The sequence below is a fragment of the Synechococcus sp. H55.8 genome (assembly GCF_047462375.1).
Taxonomy (GTDB): domain Bacteria; phylum Cyanobacteriota; class Cyanobacteriia; order Thermostichales; family Thermostichaceae; genus Thermostichus.
In genome coordinates this window covers 1-16,098 of sequence record NZ_JANSJC010000039.1, presented here as the reverse complement: position 1 = coordinate 16,098, position 16,098 = coordinate 1, and the positions used below count along the sequence as shown (strand labels likewise).

Annotated in this window: 18 protein-coding genes and 1 riboswitch; of the genes, 10 read left to right on the top strand and 8 right to left on the bottom strand. The window is 57.9% G+C overall.

The features are described 5' to 3' along the window. The 3 genes from NW862_RS12235 to NW862_RS12225 form a co-directional block, all read left to right on the top strand. On the top strand, positions 1-899 hold an 899-nt coding region (locus NW862_RS12235), incomplete at its 5' end, for an RNA-guided endonuclease InsQ/TnpB family protein (RefSeq protein WP_414427225.1). 21 nt (positions 900-920) lie between these two features. Then, a riboswitch (TPP riboswitch) is annotated at positions 921-1,022 on the top strand. 5 nt (positions 1,023-1,027) lie between these two features. Then, on the top strand, positions 1,028-2,395 hold the full coding sequence (gene thiC / locus NW862_RS12230) for a phosphomethylpyrimidine synthase ThiC (RefSeq protein WP_414337009.1): 1,368 nt from the start codon (positions 1,028-1,030) through the stop codon (positions 2,393-2,395). A 148-nt stretch (positions 2,396-2,543) separates the two neighbouring features. After that, entirely contained in the window at positions 2,544-2,930 is a 387-nt protein-coding gene (locus NW862_RS12225; protein ID WP_414335082.1) for a VOC family protein, read from the top strand. 136 nt (positions 2,931-3,066) lie between these two features. Here NW862_RS12225 and psbM read toward each other — a convergent pair whose 3' ends face one another. After that, positions 3,067-3,174, bottom strand: a complete 108-nt coding sequence (psbM, locus tag NW862_RS12220) for a photosystem II reaction center protein PsbM (RefSeq protein WP_414335083.1) — start codon at positions 3,172-3,174, stop codon at positions 3,067-3,069. Positions 3,175-3,252: 78 nt separating this feature from the next. After that, on the bottom strand, positions 3,253-3,549 hold the full coding sequence (locus tag NW862_RS12215) for a 2Fe-2S iron-sulfur cluster-binding protein (RefSeq protein ID WP_414335084.1): 297 nt from the start codon (positions 3,547-3,549) through the stop codon (positions 3,253-3,255). Positions 3,550-3,910: 361 nt separating this feature from the next. Between NW862_RS12215 and psbB the strand changes: the two genes are divergently transcribed. From psbB to NW862_RS12200, 3 genes are all read left to right on the top strand, one after another. Further along, on the top strand, positions 3,911-5,443 hold the full coding sequence (gene psbB, locus NW862_RS12210) for a photosystem II chlorophyll-binding protein CP47 (protein WP_414335085.1): 1,533 nt from the start codon (positions 3,911-3,913) through the stop codon (positions 5,441-5,443). Positions 5,444-5,556: 113 nt separating this feature from the next. Continuing rightward, on the top strand, positions 5,557-5,655 hold the full coding sequence (locus NW862_RS12205) for a photosystem II reaction center protein T (protein WP_011429542.1): 99 nt from the start codon (positions 5,557-5,559) through the stop codon (positions 5,653-5,655). 380 nt (positions 5,656-6,035) lie between these two features. Continuing rightward, positions 6,036-6,443 carry a response regulator gene (locus NW862_RS12200; RefSeq protein WP_414427224.1) on the top strand — a complete coding sequence of 136 codons (408 nt, stop codon included), beginning with the start codon at positions 6,036-6,038 and terminating at the stop codon, positions 6,441-6,443. Here NW862_RS12200 and purQ read toward each other — a convergent pair whose 3' ends face one another. Further along, a complete protein-coding gene (purQ, locus tag NW862_RS12195; RefSeq protein ID WP_414427223.1) occupies positions 6,444-7,121 on the bottom strand; it encodes a phosphoribosylformylglycinamidine synthase subunit PurQ in 678 nt (225 codons plus the stop codon). It abuts the gene before it with no gap. A 98-nt stretch (positions 7,122-7,219) separates the two neighbouring features. Here purQ and murD point away from each other — a divergent pair, with 98 nt between their 5' ends. Next, a complete protein-coding gene (gene murD / locus NW862_RS12190) occupies positions 7,220-8,644 on the top strand; it encodes a UDP-N-acetylmuramoyl-L-alanine--D-glutamate ligase (RefSeq protein ID WP_414335088.1) in 1,425 nt (474 codons plus the stop codon). Next, a complete protein-coding gene (locus tag NW862_RS12185) occupies positions 8,589-9,713 on the top strand; it encodes an FtsW/RodA/SpoVE family cell cycle protein (RefSeq protein WP_414335089.1) in 1,125 nt (374 codons plus the stop codon). Before murD ends, NW862_RS12185 begins: the two co-directional genes overlap by 56 nt. 128 nt (positions 9,714-9,841) lie before the next feature. Here the strand turns inward: NW862_RS12185 and NW862_RS12180 are convergent, their stop codons facing one another. Continuing rightward, positions 9,842-10,081, bottom strand: coding sequence for a hypothetical protein (locus NW862_RS12180; RefSeq protein WP_414335090.1), 240 nt, complete (start codon positions 10,079-10,081; stop codon positions 9,842-9,844). Between the two features lie 69 nt (positions 10,082-10,150). Beyond that, a complete protein-coding gene (locus NW862_RS12175; RefSeq protein ID WP_414335091.1) occupies positions 10,151-10,774 on the bottom strand; it encodes a hypothetical protein in 624 nt (207 codons plus the stop codon). A gap of 342 nt (positions 10,775-11,116) precedes the next feature. On the opposite strand from NW862_RS12175, the gene NW862_RS12170 reads away from it, so the two are divergent. Next, on the top strand, positions 11,117-11,296 hold the full coding sequence (locus NW862_RS12170; protein ID WP_414335092.1) for a hypothetical protein: 180 nt from the start codon (positions 11,117-11,119) through the stop codon (positions 11,294-11,296). A 196-nt stretch (positions 11,297-11,492) separates the two neighbouring features. Here NW862_RS12170 and NW862_RS12165 read toward each other — a convergent pair whose 3' ends face one another. After that, positions 11,493-13,073, bottom strand: coding sequence for an NAD(P)H-quinone oxidoreductase subunit 4 (locus NW862_RS12165; RefSeq protein WP_414335093.1), 1,581 nt, complete (start codon positions 13,071-13,073; stop codon positions 11,493-11,495). A gap of 295 nt (positions 13,074-13,368) precedes the next feature. Further along, on the bottom strand, positions 13,369-14,370 hold the full coding sequence (gene pdhA / locus NW862_RS12160) for a pyruvate dehydrogenase (acetyl-transferring) E1 component subunit alpha (RefSeq protein WP_414335094.1): 1,002 nt from the start codon (positions 14,368-14,370) through the stop codon (positions 13,369-13,371). A gap of 349 nt (positions 14,371-14,719) precedes the next feature. Here pdhA and NW862_RS12155 point away from each other — a divergent pair, with 349 nt between their 5' ends. Continuing rightward, a complete protein-coding gene (locus NW862_RS12155) occupies positions 14,720-15,541 on the top strand; it encodes a phosphatidate cytidylyltransferase (RefSeq protein ID WP_414349030.1) in 822 nt (273 codons plus the stop codon). Positions 15,542-15,683: 142 nt separating this feature from the next. On the opposite strand, the gene NW862_RS12150 is transcribed toward NW862_RS12155, so the two are convergent. Then, a partial coding sequence (locus NW862_RS12150) for a putative iron-sulfur cluster-binding metallochaperone (protein WP_414427222.1) occupies positions 15,684-16,098 on the bottom strand: 415 nt, incomplete at its 5' end.

Below are 16,098 nucleotides of genomic sequence, written 5' to 3'. Positions count from 1 at the left end.
TCTTTTCTTTTCGGGAAAAAGACTGGACGGTGTCGCTGACCACCGTTGAGGGACGCGAACGCTTTGAGCTGGATATAGGTAACTACCAGTGCGGCATGCTGGCGGGTTCTCATCCCAAAGCGGCCACGCTCATCAAGCGCAAAGATGGTTCCTACTTCATCCAGATTGGCGTGGAGCAGGACCCACCGGAGCCACGAGACACCACCGAGGCGATTGGTGTGGATTTGGGTAGGAGAGATATTGCCCATACCTCTGAGGGAGACCACTGGAATGGACAGCAGCTGAACCAGGTCAGAGACCACTACTCCCGGTTGAGAGCGGCTCTGCAACGCAAGGCCAGCAAGGGCACACGCAGCACTCGGCGGAGATGTCGGGAGCTGTTGCAACGGCTGTCTGGTCGGGAGAGACGCTTTCAAGCTTGGGTGAACCATCGCATCTCCAAGTCCATTGTTGCTAGGGCACTGGCCACCCACAGTTTTATTGCCTTGGAGGACTTGACTGGAATTAGAGAGCGTACCAACCAACAGCGGCGCAGCAAGACGGAGCGGCGGCGGTCAAACAGTGAGGCCTACGGCCCGCTAGCGCGAGGGGCGTTCTACCAGTTGCGGCAGTTTGTGCAGTACAAGGCTGCCAGAGCAGGGATCCAGGTTGTGGTGGTGCCGCCTGCCTACAGCTCGCAGACCTGCCACCGGTGTTTGTGGATTGGGCAACGGGAAGGGAAGCGTTTTCGCTGTGTGAACCCGGTCTGTGGTTGGGAAGGGGATGCGGATTTTAACGGTGCTAACGTCATTGCGCTTTTGGGGGTCGCTGTAAACCGGCCCAGAGGCCCGTGGTTGGCTTGCCAACTGCAGGGCTACGGAAAGCCCGCTCCGTACCGCTTAGCGGTCGGAGTCAGGTAGTTTACTTTCGGTGATAGAATCACAGCACGCTAGGAGTGTCTGGGGGTTTTGCCCCAGGCTGAGATTACATCCTCAGAACCTGATCTGGGTCATACCAGCGTAGGAAAGCGAGCACTGGAGTTGACAACATGCGCAGCGAATGGGTTGCCCGCCGGCGTGGGCAAGCAAATGTAACGCAAATGCACTTTGCCCGGCAGGGCGTGATTACAGAAGAGATGGACTACGTGGCTCGGCGGGAAAACCTGCCACCGGAGCTGATCCGCTCAGAGGTGGCGCGGGGCCGCATGATCATCCCTGCCAATATTCATCACACCAACCTAGAGCCGATGTGCATCGGGATCGCCTCCCGCTGCAAAGTCAATGCCAACATCGGCGCTTCCCCCACTTCCTCTGGGTTGGCCGAGGAGCTGGAAAAGCTGAAATTGGCCATCAAATACGGCGCCGATACCGTTATGGATCTGTCCACCGGCGGTGGCGACTTGGACGAAATTCGCACGGCCATTATCCAAGCTTCTCCGGTGCCCATTGGCACGGTGCCGATCTACCAGGCCCTGGAAAGTGTGCATGGCCATGTCGAAAAACTCTCGGCAGAGGATATCTTGCACATCATCGAAAAGCAGGCCCAGCAGGGGGTGGACTACATGACCATCCATGCCGGGATCCTGATCCAACACTTGCCGTTGGTGCGCAACCGTCTAACCGGAATTGTCTCTCGCGGAGGCGGGATCCTGGCCCGTTGGATGTTGGCCCACCACAAGCAAAATCCGCTCTACACCCACTTCCGCGACATCATCGAGATTTTCAAGAAATACGATGTCTCTTTTAGTCTGGGAGATTCCTTGCGGCCCGGATGTCTGCACGATGCTTCTGACGAGGCCCAGATGGCGGAGTTGAAAACCCTGGGACAGTTGACCCGCCTGGCCTGGGAACACGATGTGCAGGTGATGGTGGAAGGGCCTGGGCACGTGCCGATGGATCAAATTGAGTTTAACGTGCGCAAGCAAATGGAGGAGTGCGACGAGGCTCCTTTCTACGTTTTGGGGCCGCTGGTAACCGATATTGCCGCCGGCTATGACCACATCAGCTCTGCCATTGGGGCGGCCTTGGCCGGCTGGTACGGGGCAGCGATGCTCTGCTACGTAACCCCCAAAGAACACCTGGGCTTGCCCAATGCCGAGGATGTGCGCAACGGCCTCATTGCCTACAAAATTGCCGCCCACGCTGCCGATATTGCCCGCCACCGTCCTGGGGCCAGGGATCGCGATGACGAAATGTCCAGAGCCCGCTACAACTTCGACTGGAACCGACAATTTGAGTTGTCTTTGGATCCAGAGCGGGCGCGCGAATATCACGACGAAACCTTGCCGGCAGATATCTACAAAACGGCGGAGTTTTGCTCGATGTGCGGGCCGAAGTTCTGCCCCATGCAAACCAAAATGGATGCAGAAGCCTTGAGCGAGCTAGAACGATTCCTGGCCACCCAGCCAACAGCCTAAGCGTTGGCCTGGCCTTGGCTTGACATGAGGTTGAAATTGATTGGATCCCATCTCTGCTCGCTGGGGAGTGAAGAGGGGCTCCTCCCCCAAGCTATGCTGGATTACAGGAGAACCCTTGCAGTTGGCTCCATTGAGCAGAGAGAGAACCATGGCACTTAGGCAACTCGGGCATGTCGCCATCCGGGTAGAAGACATCCCCAAGGCAGTGGAGTTCTACCAAAAGTTGGGCATGGTCAATGTCTGGCAGGATCCCGACTGGGCCTACATGAAAGCAGGGGACGATGGGCTGGCGCTATTGGGGCCGGGCTACCGCGCAGCAGGGCCGCACTTTGGCTTTGTCTTCGATAACCTGGAGGAGCTCCAGCAAGAGCACCAGCGCCTGAAATCCCAAGGCATTCGGGTAGGAGAAATCCACAGCCATCGGGATGGCACTGCCTCTTTCTACGGTAAGGATCCCTACGGCAACCTGTTTGAATTTTTGTATGAGCCTGCAGGAACATTTGACCAAGCTAGGGCGGCTCAGGCAACAGGTTGACCGGGCCGGTTGAGGCCGTTAACCTGCGTACCTTTGGTTCGTCCGGCTTGCAAGAGCAAAGGGATCCTCCCTGTCGAGAGGATCCCCTTTTTGTCTGGCCTTGGGCACGCCATTTGCCCGATTTGAGCCAGTAGGGTCAACCGCCAGATCTGCTAGAGGTTTGCACGTACAAAATCACCAGGAAGATGGCGGGCACCAAAACGACCAAGAGAGTGGCCAAGATGCCCAGGTAATTCGTCTCCATAGCTCCAACCGCCACAAGCCTAACTGGCAGTCAGCATACCACTCTTTAGGTACGGCTTGCCCAAAGAGAAAATGGGCGTTAGGGCTTCGTTTTGACGGCAATATCCCCCAGCACTTTGGTCTGGCAGGCGAGGCGGTAGCTATCCGGTTTGCGCTTGAGCTTGCGGTTTTCTGCCTCGGTGCGAGGGGAGAGGTTCTCGGATCCCTCGACGATCTCCACCACGCAGGTGCCACATTGACCGTTGCCGCCGCAGTTGAGCAGCTTGGCCATCATCTTGTAGAGGTCGATCTGATTCTCCAGCGCCTTCAAGCGCAGGTTAGCGCCTTCCGCGACGACGACCTCTCGATTCTCGTTGACAAAGCGAATCGTTGCCATATCCTTGCCAGAAACCACGACACTTTCAGACTGAGCCAGGGAAGTACCGGCGTTTGCTAAGTATTGTTACATTTTAAGTCATATTTTTAATCTCCGGCGAGAGATCTGGGAAGATGATGCCAAATAAGACGGCATCCTGGCTGAAGCCGCTCAGGTCGGTAGCGTTTCGTTATACTGTTTGATGCCCGTGATAAAAATTCTGAGAGCGATATCCCCCTTGGGTGCGCTCGTTGGCTCAAGCGGGTGCGGCACTCCTCGACCCTGAAGAAACTGCTCAGGTCAGGATCCCAGGTGAAGATGTCGGCTTAATGGTTTGACTGGATATTGCGTAAGTGTTGGAGAACGTGGAGGACCGAGCTTTATGGGACTACCGTGGTATCGGGTCCATACGGTTGTACTGAATGACCCAGGTCGCCTGATTGCGGTGCATCTGATGCATACCGCTCTGGTAGCAGGTTGGGCCGGATCGATGGCGCTTTACGAGACGGCCATTTTTGATCCATCGGATCCTGTCCTGAATCCGATGTGGCGTCAGGGCATGTTTGTCATGCCATTCATGGTTCGCCTGGGGGTGGTCAACTCCTGGGGCGGCTGGAATATCTACGGCGAGAGCGTGGCCAATACGGGCTTTTGGACGTTTGAAGGGGTAGCCACTGCCCATATTGTTTTGTCCGGATTGCTCTTCTTGGCTGCCTGCTGGCATTGGGTTTACTGGGATCTGGAGCTGTTCCGGGATCCCCGTACCGGCGAGCCGGCCTTGGACTTGCCGAAAATGTTTGGGATCCACCTGCTCTTGGCGGGGATCCTCTGCTTTGGGTTTGGCGCGTTTCACCTGACGGGGGTGTTTGGCCCAGGGATGTGGGTGAGCGATCCCTATGCGACGACAGGGCACGTCCAGCCAGTAGCACCCGAATGGGGGCCAGCCGGGTTTAACCCCTACAACGCTGGGGGTGTGGTGGCCCACCACATTGCTGCTGGCATTGTCGGCATTATTGCCGGCTTGTTTCACCTGACGGTACGCCCACCCCAGCGCCTCTATCGCGCTCTGCGGATGGGGAACATCGAGACGGTGCTGTCCAGCTCAATTGCCGCGGTGTTTTTTGCTGGTTTTGTGGTGGCCGGGACGATGTGGTATGGCAGTGCCACGACTCCTGTGGAGCTGTTTGGCCCTACTCGCTACCAATGGGATTCTGGCTATTTCAACCAGGAGATTAACCGGCGGGTGAATGCGGCTATGGAAGCCGGGATGACCCGCAGTGAGGCCTACGATTCTCTGCCCAAGTCGCTGCTCTTCTACGATTACGTGGGTAACAGCCCGGCCAAGGGGGGCCTGTTCCGGGCCGGCCCCATGAACAAGGGAGACGGCATTGCCATCGAGTGGCTGGGCTACCCGGTGTTCCGGGATCGCGAAGGGCGAGAGCTGACGGTGCAGCGCATGCCCAACTTCTTCGAGACCTTCCCGGTCATCTTGCGCGATGCCGATGGCGTGGTGCGGGCGGACATTCCCTTCCGCCGGGCCGAGTCGCGCTACAGCTTTGAGCAGGTGGGCGTGACCGTGGAGTTCTACGGCGGCAAACTGGACGGCCAGGTGTTTACCGACCCGGCAACCGTTAAGAAGTATGCCCGCCAAGCCCAATTGGGTCAGCTCTTCGAGTTCGACCGAGAAACCCCCAAAGCCGACGGCACCTTCCACACCAGTCCCCGCGGTTGGTTTACCTTTGCCCATGCGGTCTTTGCGCTGCTGTTCTTCTTCGGCCACATCTGGCACGGCGCCCGCACCCTCTTCCGGGATGTGTTTGCCGGTATTGACCCGAACATGAGCGAGGAAATGGTGGAATTCGGTGTCTTCCAAAAAGTGGGGGATCCCACCACGCGCAAGGTGCAAGAAGCGTAAGGCTTTCTCGCGGGATGACCGTCGGCACTCTGTTTCTCTGGAGAGATGGGGTGCTGGCGGCTCCAAGCTAATCTGGAATTAAGCCCCCTTAGAATTTTGATTTGGAGGTCGGTATGGAAGCCATCACCTACACCTTTATTCTGTTTTTGACCTTGGGCCTTCTGTTTTTTGCCGTCGCCTTTCGCGAAACTCCTAGGATTCAGAAGAAGTAATCTGCGCTAGGGGCTGCTGTTGTCGGCTTGCCGAGAGCGTTAGCGGATTGAGGCGGCCCAAAGAGACGGCAGTTGTACCCCGTACAAGGCCGGAAAAATCCCCGGCCTTGTTTTGTTTTCAGATGGCGCTCGGTTCCAGGCTGGTAGAGTATCCCACAGGCAAACCAGCAAAGCTGTTTTCAAAACGGTAGCTGTCCTCTTCTGCTGGTAGAGGGGGTAGCTGCTGGTTCTACTTTATTGAGATTTGTTATCAGTATCTTAGAGGGGGAGCCCTTGTCCCACTGCTCGAATGGGATCGCTAGAATTGCTTCGGGATGGTTTCCAGAACTATGGGGATTGCCGGGGCTTGAGTTCGCAACTAAGTCAACTTTAGGTTAGCGATGGCAACAGTGCTGCTGGTGGAAGACGATCCAATTAACGCCCGCGTTTTCGACAAAGTGTTGCGGCGGCGAGGCGGGTTTGAGGTCTTTCACAGCCAGGATGTGGAGGAAATCCTACGGCTGGCGCAGGCGCGCGAGGTGGACGTGATTTTGCTGGATGTCTCCCTCTCTCAAAGCACCTTTTGTGGCGAGGCAGTGGACGGGATCCGCATTGCCCAACTGTTGAAGGGGGATCCCAAAAGCCGCTCCATTCCCATCATTTTGGTGACGGCCCACGCCATGCGGGGCGACCGCGAGGCCTTTTTGGCCCAGAGCGGGGCCGATGGCTACATCGCCAAGCCGGTGGTGGATCATGAGGAGATGGTGAACCAAGTGCGCCAGGTGTTGTTGCAGGCCCAGCAGTCTTAGTCAATTGGCAAGACTGGTTACGATGGACTGCCAGAAAGGGATCCCATCCTGCCCTGGCAAATCGGGATCTGCCGCCCGCTCCGGGTGGGGCATCAGGCCGAGGATGCGACCGCTGGGATCGCAAATGCCGGCAATGTTATCCACCGAGCCGTTGGGCGCGACCGGAGCATAGCGAAAGACGATCTGCCCCCTGTCTTGCAACTGCTTGAGGGTGTCGGCATCGCAGGTGTAGCGGCCTTCTCCATGGGCAATGGGCAGGGTCAGGGTGGCTCCGCCAGGGTAGGCCCTTGTCCACAGGAGATCCTGCCGTTCCACGCGGATCCCCACCCGGTCGCAGATAAAGTGCAGGTTGGCGTTGCGCACCAGCGCCCCCGGCAGCAGGCCGGCTTCTGTCAAGATCTGGAAGCCGTTGCAAATGCCCAAGACATAGCCCCCCCGCGCCACATGCTCGGCCAGGGATCCCATCACCGGCGCAAAGCGGGCGATGGCCCCGCAACGCAAATAATCCCCGTAGCTGAAGCCCCCCGGCAGCACCACCACATCCAGCCCTGACAAATCCGTCTCCCGGTGCCAGATCAACCGCGTTGGGCAGCCGCAAAGGCTGCGGGCCACCCAGGCTACGTCTCGGTCGCAATTAGACCCGGGAAAAACAACAATGCCAAACCTCACGCCGGCCATCGAGATCCCTTGAGAAAGCGTTATGTGAGAGAGAAGAAGAGGGTGATGGATGTAGCCATTGTAAGATCCAGACCTAGGGGGATGATGGGGAAACCAACGTGGGCCATCAGGTTTTGGGGCTGGGTATTGCGGGGCTGGCGGCAGCGCGACTGTTGCGGGCCCAAGGGTATGAAGTGCTGGTTTGGGATGAGCAAGAGTCCCCTCTCCTGCGGCAGCGGCAGGCCGAGTTGAGCCAGGAAGGGATCCCCGTTCGGCTGGGGGAGCCTTTTCAACTGGCAACAGGAGTGGAGCAGGTGGTGGTCAGTCCGGGCATTGCCTGGGATCACCCGCTGCTGCAGGCGGCGCGTCAACAGGGGATCGAGGTGGTGGGGGAAGCGGAGCTGGCCTGGCGCTACCTTGAGCACCTGCCTTGGGTGGGGATCACCGGCACCAACGGCAAAAGCACCACCACGGCGCTGGTGGCGGAGATGTTCAAAGCCGCGGGGCTAGAAGGGATCCCCTGCGGCAATATCGGCCTTCCCCTCTCTCAGGTGGCTTTGGAAACGCTCCAGGGAAAGCTAGAGCCGGATTGGATCGTGGCGGAGCTGAGCAGCTATCAGTTGGAAGCCAGCAGCCGCCTCATGAGCAGTACGCCTGGGGGGCCGCCGCGCATTGGGGTGTGGACCACCTTCACTCCCGATCACTTGGAACGGCACGGGACGCTGGAGCGCTATGCCGGCTTCAAGGCTCGCCTCTTGGATCGGGCCCAGTGGCGGGTCGTGAATGGCGAGGATCCCTACCTGTGCCGCCGCCGACAGGACTGGGAAAACACCTATTGGATTTCCCTTGTTGCTGGACAACGGGATCCCACTGCATTCGTTGACCTGCGGGAAAGCTGCCTCTATATCCAGGGGGAAGCGGTGGCGGAGTTGGGAGACTTTGCAGAACGCTGCCCCGGCCAACACAATCTGCAAAACCTGCTCTTGGCGGCAGCAGCAGCGCGTCTGGCCGGGATCCCCAACGCCGCCATTCAAAAAGCCATCCGATCCTTTGCCGGCATGCCCCATCGGCTGGAGCGGGTGGCGCAAATCCAGATGGGATCCACCCTCATCCGCTTCGTCAACGACAGCAAGGCCACCAACTACGAGGCCGGCTGGGTGGCGCTCAACGCCCTCCCCCCACCCATTGTTTTGATTGCCGGGGGAAGGGCCAAGCAGGGGGATCCCGCCGCCTGGCTGCAGTTGATTCGGGCCAAGGTGGCGCGGGTGCTGCTGATTGGAGAGGCTGGCCCCACTCTGGCCGCGGCCCTCAAGGGGATCCACTATACTGACGTTGAGCTCGTGCCAACCCTAGATCTAGCTGTGGAAAGGGCCTTGGCAGCGGCCTGTTCCCTCTCGCGTCAGCGGGACGGAGCCCCTGCTCAACCCATCACCGTTTTGCTGTCTCCCGCCTGCGCCAGTTTCGACCAGTACTCCAGCTTTGAACACCGTGGCAACCATTTCCGAGCCTGCTGCCAAGCCCTCCAGGGATCCCTGGAATGCTGAAGCTCGCTGGCTGCGCTGGCTCACCCTGGTCTGGCTGGCTCTGGGGCTGATGATGCTGTTTTCTGCTTCCTACCCCGTGGCTCAGCGGATCAGTGGCGATGGCCTCTACTTTTTCAGGCGCCAATTGGTCTGGGCCGGGCTGGGGCTGAGTTGCTTTTCGGCTCTGGTGCGGATCCCCTTGCGGCGCTGGTTCCCCTGGGCCGGGATCCTCTGCTTGGTGGGAGTTGGCTTGGTGTGGGCCACCCAAGTGCCGGGGCTGGGGGTTTCCCGCCTGGAGGCCAGCCGCTGGCTGGACTTAAAGGTGATCCCGATTATCCAGCCTTCCGAATTGCTCAAGCCCCTGTTGGTGTTGCAGGGAGCCTGGGTCTTTGGCCGCTGGTTTCACCACCCGCTCTGGTTCCGCGTCTTGTGGGTGGGCATCTTCGCCTTTGCCCTCTTGGGGATCCTCGCCCAGCCCAACCTGGGCACCACGGCCATTTGTGGCCTTACCCTCTGGGTCATGGCTTGGGCTGCCGGGATCCCAGCTTTCTCCCTTCTGGCCACAGCGGGGCTGGGGATTCTGGCAACCGTGGCCAGCATTCTCAGCAAAGACTACCAACGGCGGCGCATCCTGGCTTTTTTGGATCCCTGGGGCAATGCCCAAGGGGATGGCTACCAGTTGGTGCAAAGCCTGTTGGCCATTGGCTCTGGCGGCCTGTGGGGCAAGGGGTATGGCCTTTCCCAGCAAAAGCTGTTTTATCTGCCCATCCAATACACCGACTTCATCTTCTCGGTGTACGCAGAGGAGTTCGGCTTGGCCGGATCCCTGTTCTTTCTGGGGCTACTGACCTTCTATACCCTGCTGGGCTGGCGGGTGATGGGTCGCTGCCGAGAGTTGCCCATTCGCCTGGTAGCCTGCGGCTGCCTGATGTTTTTGGTGGGGCAGTCGCTAATGAATATCGGCGTGGTCACCGGGATCCTGCCCACCACAGGTGTGCCCCTGCCTTTGTTCAGCCATGGCGGCAGCTCTATTTTGGCAGGGCTGATCACAGCAGGATTGTTGGTGCGGGCAGCCCGCGAAGCAGGATGAAGGGATCCCTTCACCTAAGCCGCAAGCCCAGATGGGCAGGGAGCTCTATTTGAGATTTCCTAGTGGTTGATCTCTGCTTTAGTCCGGTTTCTCAATGCAGCACAACCCAAAGCCGATTGATACTGAGCCTAAATCCAGCCCATCTCATCCAAAACAAGGGTAAATACGGTCGCGCAACAGGCCACCCACAGCGACACATGAGCCGGCTGACCGTGGGCAATGCAAACACCGGCTGCCACTACAGCGCCCGCAGCAGCAGAAAAGGTGCGGCCTGCCCAATTGCCTTTAGAGGGCTTATCAGAAGAATTGAATTTGTTAAACATTTTTACAGCGGAAAGAGGATACAAAAGGAACACATCCCACAGCAAACTGCCTCAGATTATCACCCTCTAGCTCGACTCAAGAAGGATCCAAGGCCATTCTCAACATTTCTTCGCCTATACTTCAATCTTTCGTAAAATCGCGCTGAGATGCTCGTAATCGTCCCGCAACAGCGAGCTTAACTGCCGACCTGCCTGTAAAAGCCAGTTGCGATCCCAGTTCAGGATTCGGTAAGTCTGGCGAATCACGGCAGCCACCAGCTCATCGGTCGGGATCCCGTTGACCCGTAGCAGAGTACGCAAAAACTCGAAAGAGCGGCAAAACTCCCTGACCTCTGTATCGGAGCAGAGATAAACTGGCTGGTGAATCTGGGGAGGGCGTGGCGGCAGGTACTGGTAGACCCGCCCCCCACTGACAAAGCCGACAATGGCCGCGCGGAAATCGGTGCGCAACATGGCGAAAATTTGAGGCTGCTGCTCCCGCAACTCCTCAGGGGAGAGACCCAAAGCTCGGGTGCGGTGAATCGTGTCGATGGGCGCAATGGCGGCATAGCAAACCACTCCATAGATCGGGTTGCCGGTCTCCTCGTCTTGGGAGCGCGTCCAACTGCCGAGAGCAGGCATAGGCGGGAAGGTCAAGCGTTCCGGCTCGAAGCACTGGGCCACAAAGGTTGTGGTGTTGGCCTCCACCACTTCTGCAAAAGCAGCGGCGGGCTGGGGGGAGGTGGCCTTGGCTCTCATCGTTGTTTTGGACTTCTCAAGGGTTGCTGCTATAAAGGTTGGCAAACAGAAGTAGAACCCAGACCTTCAGGCCAGTAGAGAGATGGGATCTTTCCGGTTTTAAGACTTGTGAAGATAGAGGGGATCCACTCAGCCAATATTTTGCCCTTTTTACAAGGTTTTTCTCGTTCCCGGACGGCGAATCGGCAACCCAGCAGCTGATGAGATCCCTATTGCTAAGAAAGTTAGCCGACTTTGGAGATGCCTGTGTAATATATTTTTTCACACACTCCCGTGCAAATTGGCCATTCTGGGTATTAGCCATCCTAAGTATTGAGCAGTTGGCGAGCGGAGGGAGAAACCATGAATGCTCAGCAACGTGGCCAAATCATCGCTTCGGAGTGGATGATCGACAGCCAAAACCCGGTACACTCCATTTCTCGGCTCAAGCGTCGGGCGACCTATTCGGATGTAACCCTCTGGTGGTTGGTGGTGCAGCTAAACCTGATGGAACAGAACTCCATTCGTACCGATCACCGCTAGGATTGGCAGCCCAAGAACAATCAACCATCGGAAAATCCCAGCCCAGGAGCATCCCCAATCCTAAATCCAACCTTAAAACTTAAAAGAAGCTTAAAAAACAAAAAGAAGAGCTGAAGGTTGAGTCGAGTTGCTCCTCGAACACCAGCTCTTCTGGGCTAATTGAGGGATAGAGAACAACCGAGGTCTTGACCCCGTTTCAATCTTCCAGGGTCAGAGCCGCCACCTGGGCCGGTTGCACCGGCAAGAAAGGCCGCTGCACAATTTCAGTTGCCAACACACTGCGCAACTGAGCAGCTACCGCCACCGTCGTAACATCGTAGGTTTGGGTAGCCAGCCGCGGGTAGAGGCCAATGCCGAGAATCGGCAACAGCAGACAGAGAGCCACCGCCATTTCTCGCGGGCGCAGATCCCCCAGGTAGTCTTCCAACACCAAGCCGGGATCCTGAGCCCCGTAGAACACCTGCCGCAGCATAGAGAGCAAGTAAATGGGCGTCAGAATAATGCCCACTGCCGCCAGCAGAGCAATTCCTGCCTTGAAGGTCGGCGCATAGGCATCGCTGGTGATCAAGCCCAAGAACACCGTCAGCTCACCCACAAATCCGCTCATCCCGGGTAGCGCCAACGAGGCCAGGGATCCTGCTGTAAACAGGGCAAAAGCCTTTGGCATTTGCTTGGCCAACCCGCCCAACTTGTCGAGGGCAAGGGTATGGGTGCGCTCGTAGGTGATCCCTGTCAGGAAGAACAAAACTGCAGCGATCAGACCGTGGGAGATCATTTGCAAGAGGGCGCCGTTGATGCCCAACTCCGTGAAGGCAGAGATCCCGATCAACACAAAGCCCATATGGGCAATGGACGAATAGGCCAAGCGCCGCTTGAGGTGGTTTTGCCCAAAGGCGGCCAGCGCCCCGTAGATGATGTTCACCGTGCCCAACACCGCCAGCACCGGGGCAAAGTACACATGGGCCTCCGACAAGATGCCCACGTTCAGGCGGATGAGGCCGTAGCCCCCCATCTTGAGCAGCACCCCGGCCAGGATCATGGAAATGGGCGCCGAGGCTTCGCTATGAGCATCCGGCAGCCAGGTGTGAACTGGAAAAATCGGCAGCTTCACCCCAAAGGCAATCAGGAAAGCCGCATACACCAAGATCTGCAGTGCCAGCGGGTAGGATTTTGCGCTCAGCTCTGCCATCTCCAAGCTAAAGCCCTCGCCGTAGAAGGCCATCGCCAGGGATCCCACCAGAATAAAAATAGAGGCGGCAGCGGTGTAGAGGATGAACTTGGTGGCGGCGTACTGGCGCTGCGGCCCACCCCAAATGGCAATCAGCAGATAGACCGGCACCAGCTCGATCTCCCACATCAAGAAGAACAGGAGCAGATCCTGCGCCAGGAACACGCCCACCTGGGCGCCGTACATCAGCAGCAGCAGGAAGAAAAACAAACGCGGCTTGTGGGTGAGATTCCAAGCCGCCCCGATCGACAGGGTCGTAATCAAGCCCGAGAGCAACACCAGCGGAAAGGACAGGCCATCCACCGCCAGCGACCAGTGAAACCCGATCTGGGGCACCCAGGCGTAGCGCTCCGCCAGTTGCAGCGAAAAATCCTGCAGGTCGTAGTGCCGCGCAAAGACATAGACCATCAGACCCAAATCAAAAGCCCCCACAGCGAGGGCATACCAACGCGCCCAACGGCTCTGAGGGATCAAAGGGATCCCAAAGGCTGCCAGCAGCGGCAAGAGCACCAGGGCCGACAGCCAAGGAAACTCAAGAGGATTGCTCATGACCAGGAATAAATACTCATGCTCAATACCTCAATGATATGAAGCTATGTAAACAAATGGGAAGTGATATTTACAAAAAAGGCTGCTCTATTGCGCAGATCTCTGGAAGGGTTTCCCGATGTTAAGCATTGAGGATCCTCGAGGGTTGCTGGGCTCAGGTGGGTCGCTGATGCCTTCACACCCTTTTCGGGGTCGGCAGGATCCCTCAGCTCAAAAGAGCCAGCCCTGCCTGTAATCCGTCGGAACAGGCTGGAAACAGATCGGCGGCCTTTTGTGGCTGGGGTTTGCCCTGGATCTATTCGTCTTCGGCAAACACAAAGCGATGTAGCTCGTCCAGGGTGGGCTCTGGGCTTTCGAGGGCAAAGGTTACCGCATCTTCAATCGCAGCGCCAACCTCGGCGTGGATGGCCTGAAAGTCTGCCTCGGTCATCAAGTTGTGTTCCAATGCGTAGCGTTCCAGTCGTTGGATGGGATCCCGCTGCCGCCAGAACTCTTTTTCTTCCGGGCTGCGCAGCTCGTCAGGATCGGCGAGGGAATGGCCCCGGAAACGATAGGTGATGCACTCCAGCAGGGTGGGGCCTTCGCCGGCGCGGGCCCGGGCAATAGCTTGTTGGGCAGCCTCTCGCACCGCCAGCACGTCCATGCCGTCCACTTGGTAGCCGGGCATGCCAAAAGCAGGGCCCTTGAGGTAGATGTCGGTTACTGAAGTGGCCCGTTTGTGGGCCATGCCGATAGCCCAGAAGTTGTTTTCCACCACATAGAGGATGGGCAACTTCCAGAGGGCGGCCATGTTGAGACACTCGTAGAACTGGCCGTTGTTGCAGGCTCCATCCCCAAAGAAGCAGGCTGTCACCTGGTCGGTGCCGCGGTACTTGGCCGAAAAGGCCGCCCCTGTGGCCACCGGGATCCCCTCGGCCACAAAGGCATAGCCGCCCAAAAAGTTGTGCTCCGCCGAGAACAGGTGCATCGAGCCGCCGCGGCCCTTGCTGCAGCCGGTGGCCTTGCCGAACAGCTCCGCCATCACCGCCCGCGGGGGGATCCCGGCGCTGAGGGCATGCACGTGATCCCGGTAGGTGCTGCACACGTAGTCGGTGGGCTTGAGCGCCTTGATCACCCCCGTGGAAACAGCCTCTTGGCCGTTGTACAGGTGCACAAAGCCGAACATCTTGCCCTTGTAGTACATCTCGGCGCACTTGTCCTCAAACAGGCGGCCCAGCACCATGTCTTCATAGAGAAGGCGAGCCTCTTGGGCAGAAATGCGAGCAGTCGTAGAGCGAGAAGTAAGTTCTTGAACCATGCTGCAGTGCAACGAGTCAGGAATGTCCTAGGCGGTCAGCAGTGAGCTTTGCAGTTTGCCTATTATCTCATGCTCAAGGATCGCTTGTTGGGATTTGCCTGCCACCTTGCCCGTAAGTTCCACCCTGTAGGGCCAAGGGCAGTTGTTTGAGATCCAGGAGAGTTAAACTGAAGGGCTAGGGCAAGAGGCGTTTCCATTTTGCAGCAGCCGCATCAAGACTTCGTCGCGCAGACGCGAATCCCGAACACCAAGAGCGCAAGGATGAGGGCTTCTTCTGCCTTCGGATCGGACTTCGACCTGGAGCCGCGGGCAAGAGATATTTGGCCAACCAACGTGACGGGGTGCGCCTATGGGAGCCCGTTGGGTTAGCGGTTTTGCGGCGGTGCTGTTTGCCCTGACGGTCACCCTGCTAGGGGGCTGGTACTTCACGGCGGCCATGGGGCTAATCGTCTTTCTGGCCCAACTGGAGTTCTTTCGCTTGGTGCAGGCCAAGGGCAATGCACCGGCCATGCGCACCACCATGTTTTCCAGCCAAGTGCTGGTGATTTTGCAGCAGGTTAAGCCGGAGTGGACCAGCCCTGCTTTTATCGTGGCCGGTTCTGTGATCTGCTTTTATCTGCTTTTTAAGCCCAAGCTGGCCACCATCGCCGACATTGCCACCTCGATTTTGGGATTGTTTTACTGCGCGCTGTTGCCCAGCTTCTGGATTCGGGTCAGGGCTTTGTCTTTTTCCCAAGGACTGGGGGAAGGGCTGTGGATTACGCTGTTGGCTATTGGCTGTGTCATTGCTGCCGATGTAGCGGCCTACCTCTGTGGGCGGGCCTTTGGGCGCACCAAGCTCTCCCTCCTCAGCCCAAAAAAAACGGTGGAAGGGGCCGTGGCCGGGATCGCAGCCAGCGTGGCCCTGGCCATGGCCGGAGCCTACTATCTGAACTGGCCCTGGCGCTGGTGGAGCGGCAGCGTGCTGGGGTTTTTGATTGGGCTAACGAGCCTGTTGGGCGACCTAACGGAATCGCTGATGAAGCGGGATGCCGGTGTCAAAGACTCCGGGGATCTCATCCCCGGCCACGGCGGCATTTTGGATCGGGGCGATAGCTACGTCTTTACCGCGCCGTTGGTGTTTTACTTTATGGAATGCCTGGAATGGCTCAACGCCTATTTCAGCCGATAATTGCGATAACTCCCACCCCAGCCAAGAAGGTTCTAGACACAAGTTTGCCTTTAGAAGGTTGGACAATCTGTGCGCAATCCTCGTAGGAATGGTACGACCAAAGCTACCCTTGGAACGGAGAAATCTCTGGTCTTTTGGCTCTTCAGCTATCTCGTTCCCCAACTTTCTCTTGCTGCACTTCTAAGATGACCTGCCTGACATTTTCCAGACAGCAAAACCCCTGGGGGTTGTTGACCTGGCAGCCACAGCGCCTGGCTTTGATGTGGGCGGCAATCTCGGCAAGAATGGCCTGGGGTGTTTTGGATCCCTGCAGCTCTTGCCGAATGCGCCGGCGGGTCCATGCAAAACAGTAGCAGACGGGCACGTCCTCGCCACTTTCTTTTTGAAAGACTGGCACCTTGAGGTCGTCAACCCCAAAGCTTTGACCTTGCTCAGAAAAATAAACAACAGGACAAATGGGATCCCGGCAAAACGCGTAGCTGCTGTCCGCATCCAGTTGTGCCAAAGCTCGAGGGAACAGCAGGCTCTTCAGGGTAATCAGTTGAACCGGGATCCCT

Coding starts and splice junctions, on each gene's coding strand:
- NW862_RS12205 (WP_011429542.1), top strand. CDS start 5,557: ATGGAAGCCATCACCTACACCTTTATTCTGTTTTTGACCTTGGGCCTT.
- NW862_RS12165 (WP_414335093.1), bottom strand. CDS start 13,073: ATGAGCAATCCTCTTGAGTTTCCTTGGCTGTCGGCCCTGGTGCTCTTG.
- purQ (WP_414427223.1), bottom strand. CDS start 7,121: ATGGCCGGCGTGAGGTTTGGCATTGTTGTTTTTCCCGGGTCTAATTGC.
- NW862_RS12200 (WP_414427224.1), top strand. CDS start 6,036: ATGGCAACAGTGCTGCTGGTGGAAGACGATCCAATTAACGCCCGCGTT.
- pdhA (WP_414335094.1), bottom strand. CDS start 14,370: ATGGTTCAAGAACTTACTTCTCGCTCTACGACTGCTCGCATTTCTGCC.
- NW862_RS12175 (WP_414335091.1), bottom strand. CDS start 10,774: ATGAGAGCCAAGGCCACCTCCCCCCAGCCCGCCGCTGCTTTTGCAGAA.
- NW862_RS12215 (WP_414335084.1), bottom strand. CDS start 3,549: ATGGCAACGATTCGCTTTGTCAACGAGAATCGAGAGGTCGTCGTCGCG.
- psbM (WP_414335083.1), bottom strand. CDS start 3,174: ATGGAGACGAATTACCTGGGCATCTTGGCCACTCTCTTGGTCGTTTTG.
- psbB (WP_414335085.1), top strand. CDS start 3,911: ATGGGACTACCGTGGTATCGGGTCCATACGGTTGTACTGAATGACCCA.
- NW862_RS12225 (WP_414335082.1), top strand. CDS start 2,544: ATGGCACTTAGGCAACTCGGGCATGTCGCCATCCGGGTAGAAGACATC.
- NW862_RS12155 (WP_414349030.1), top strand. CDS start 14,720: ATGGGAGCCCGTTGGGTTAGCGGTTTTGCGGCGGTGCTGTTTGCCCTG.
- thiC (WP_414337009.1), top strand. CDS start 1,028: ATGCGCAGCGAATGGGTTGCCCGCCGGCGTGGGCAAGCAAATGTAACG.
- NW862_RS12170 (WP_414335092.1), top strand. CDS start 11,117: ATGAATGCTCAGCAACGTGGCCAAATCATCGCTTCGGAGTGGATGATC.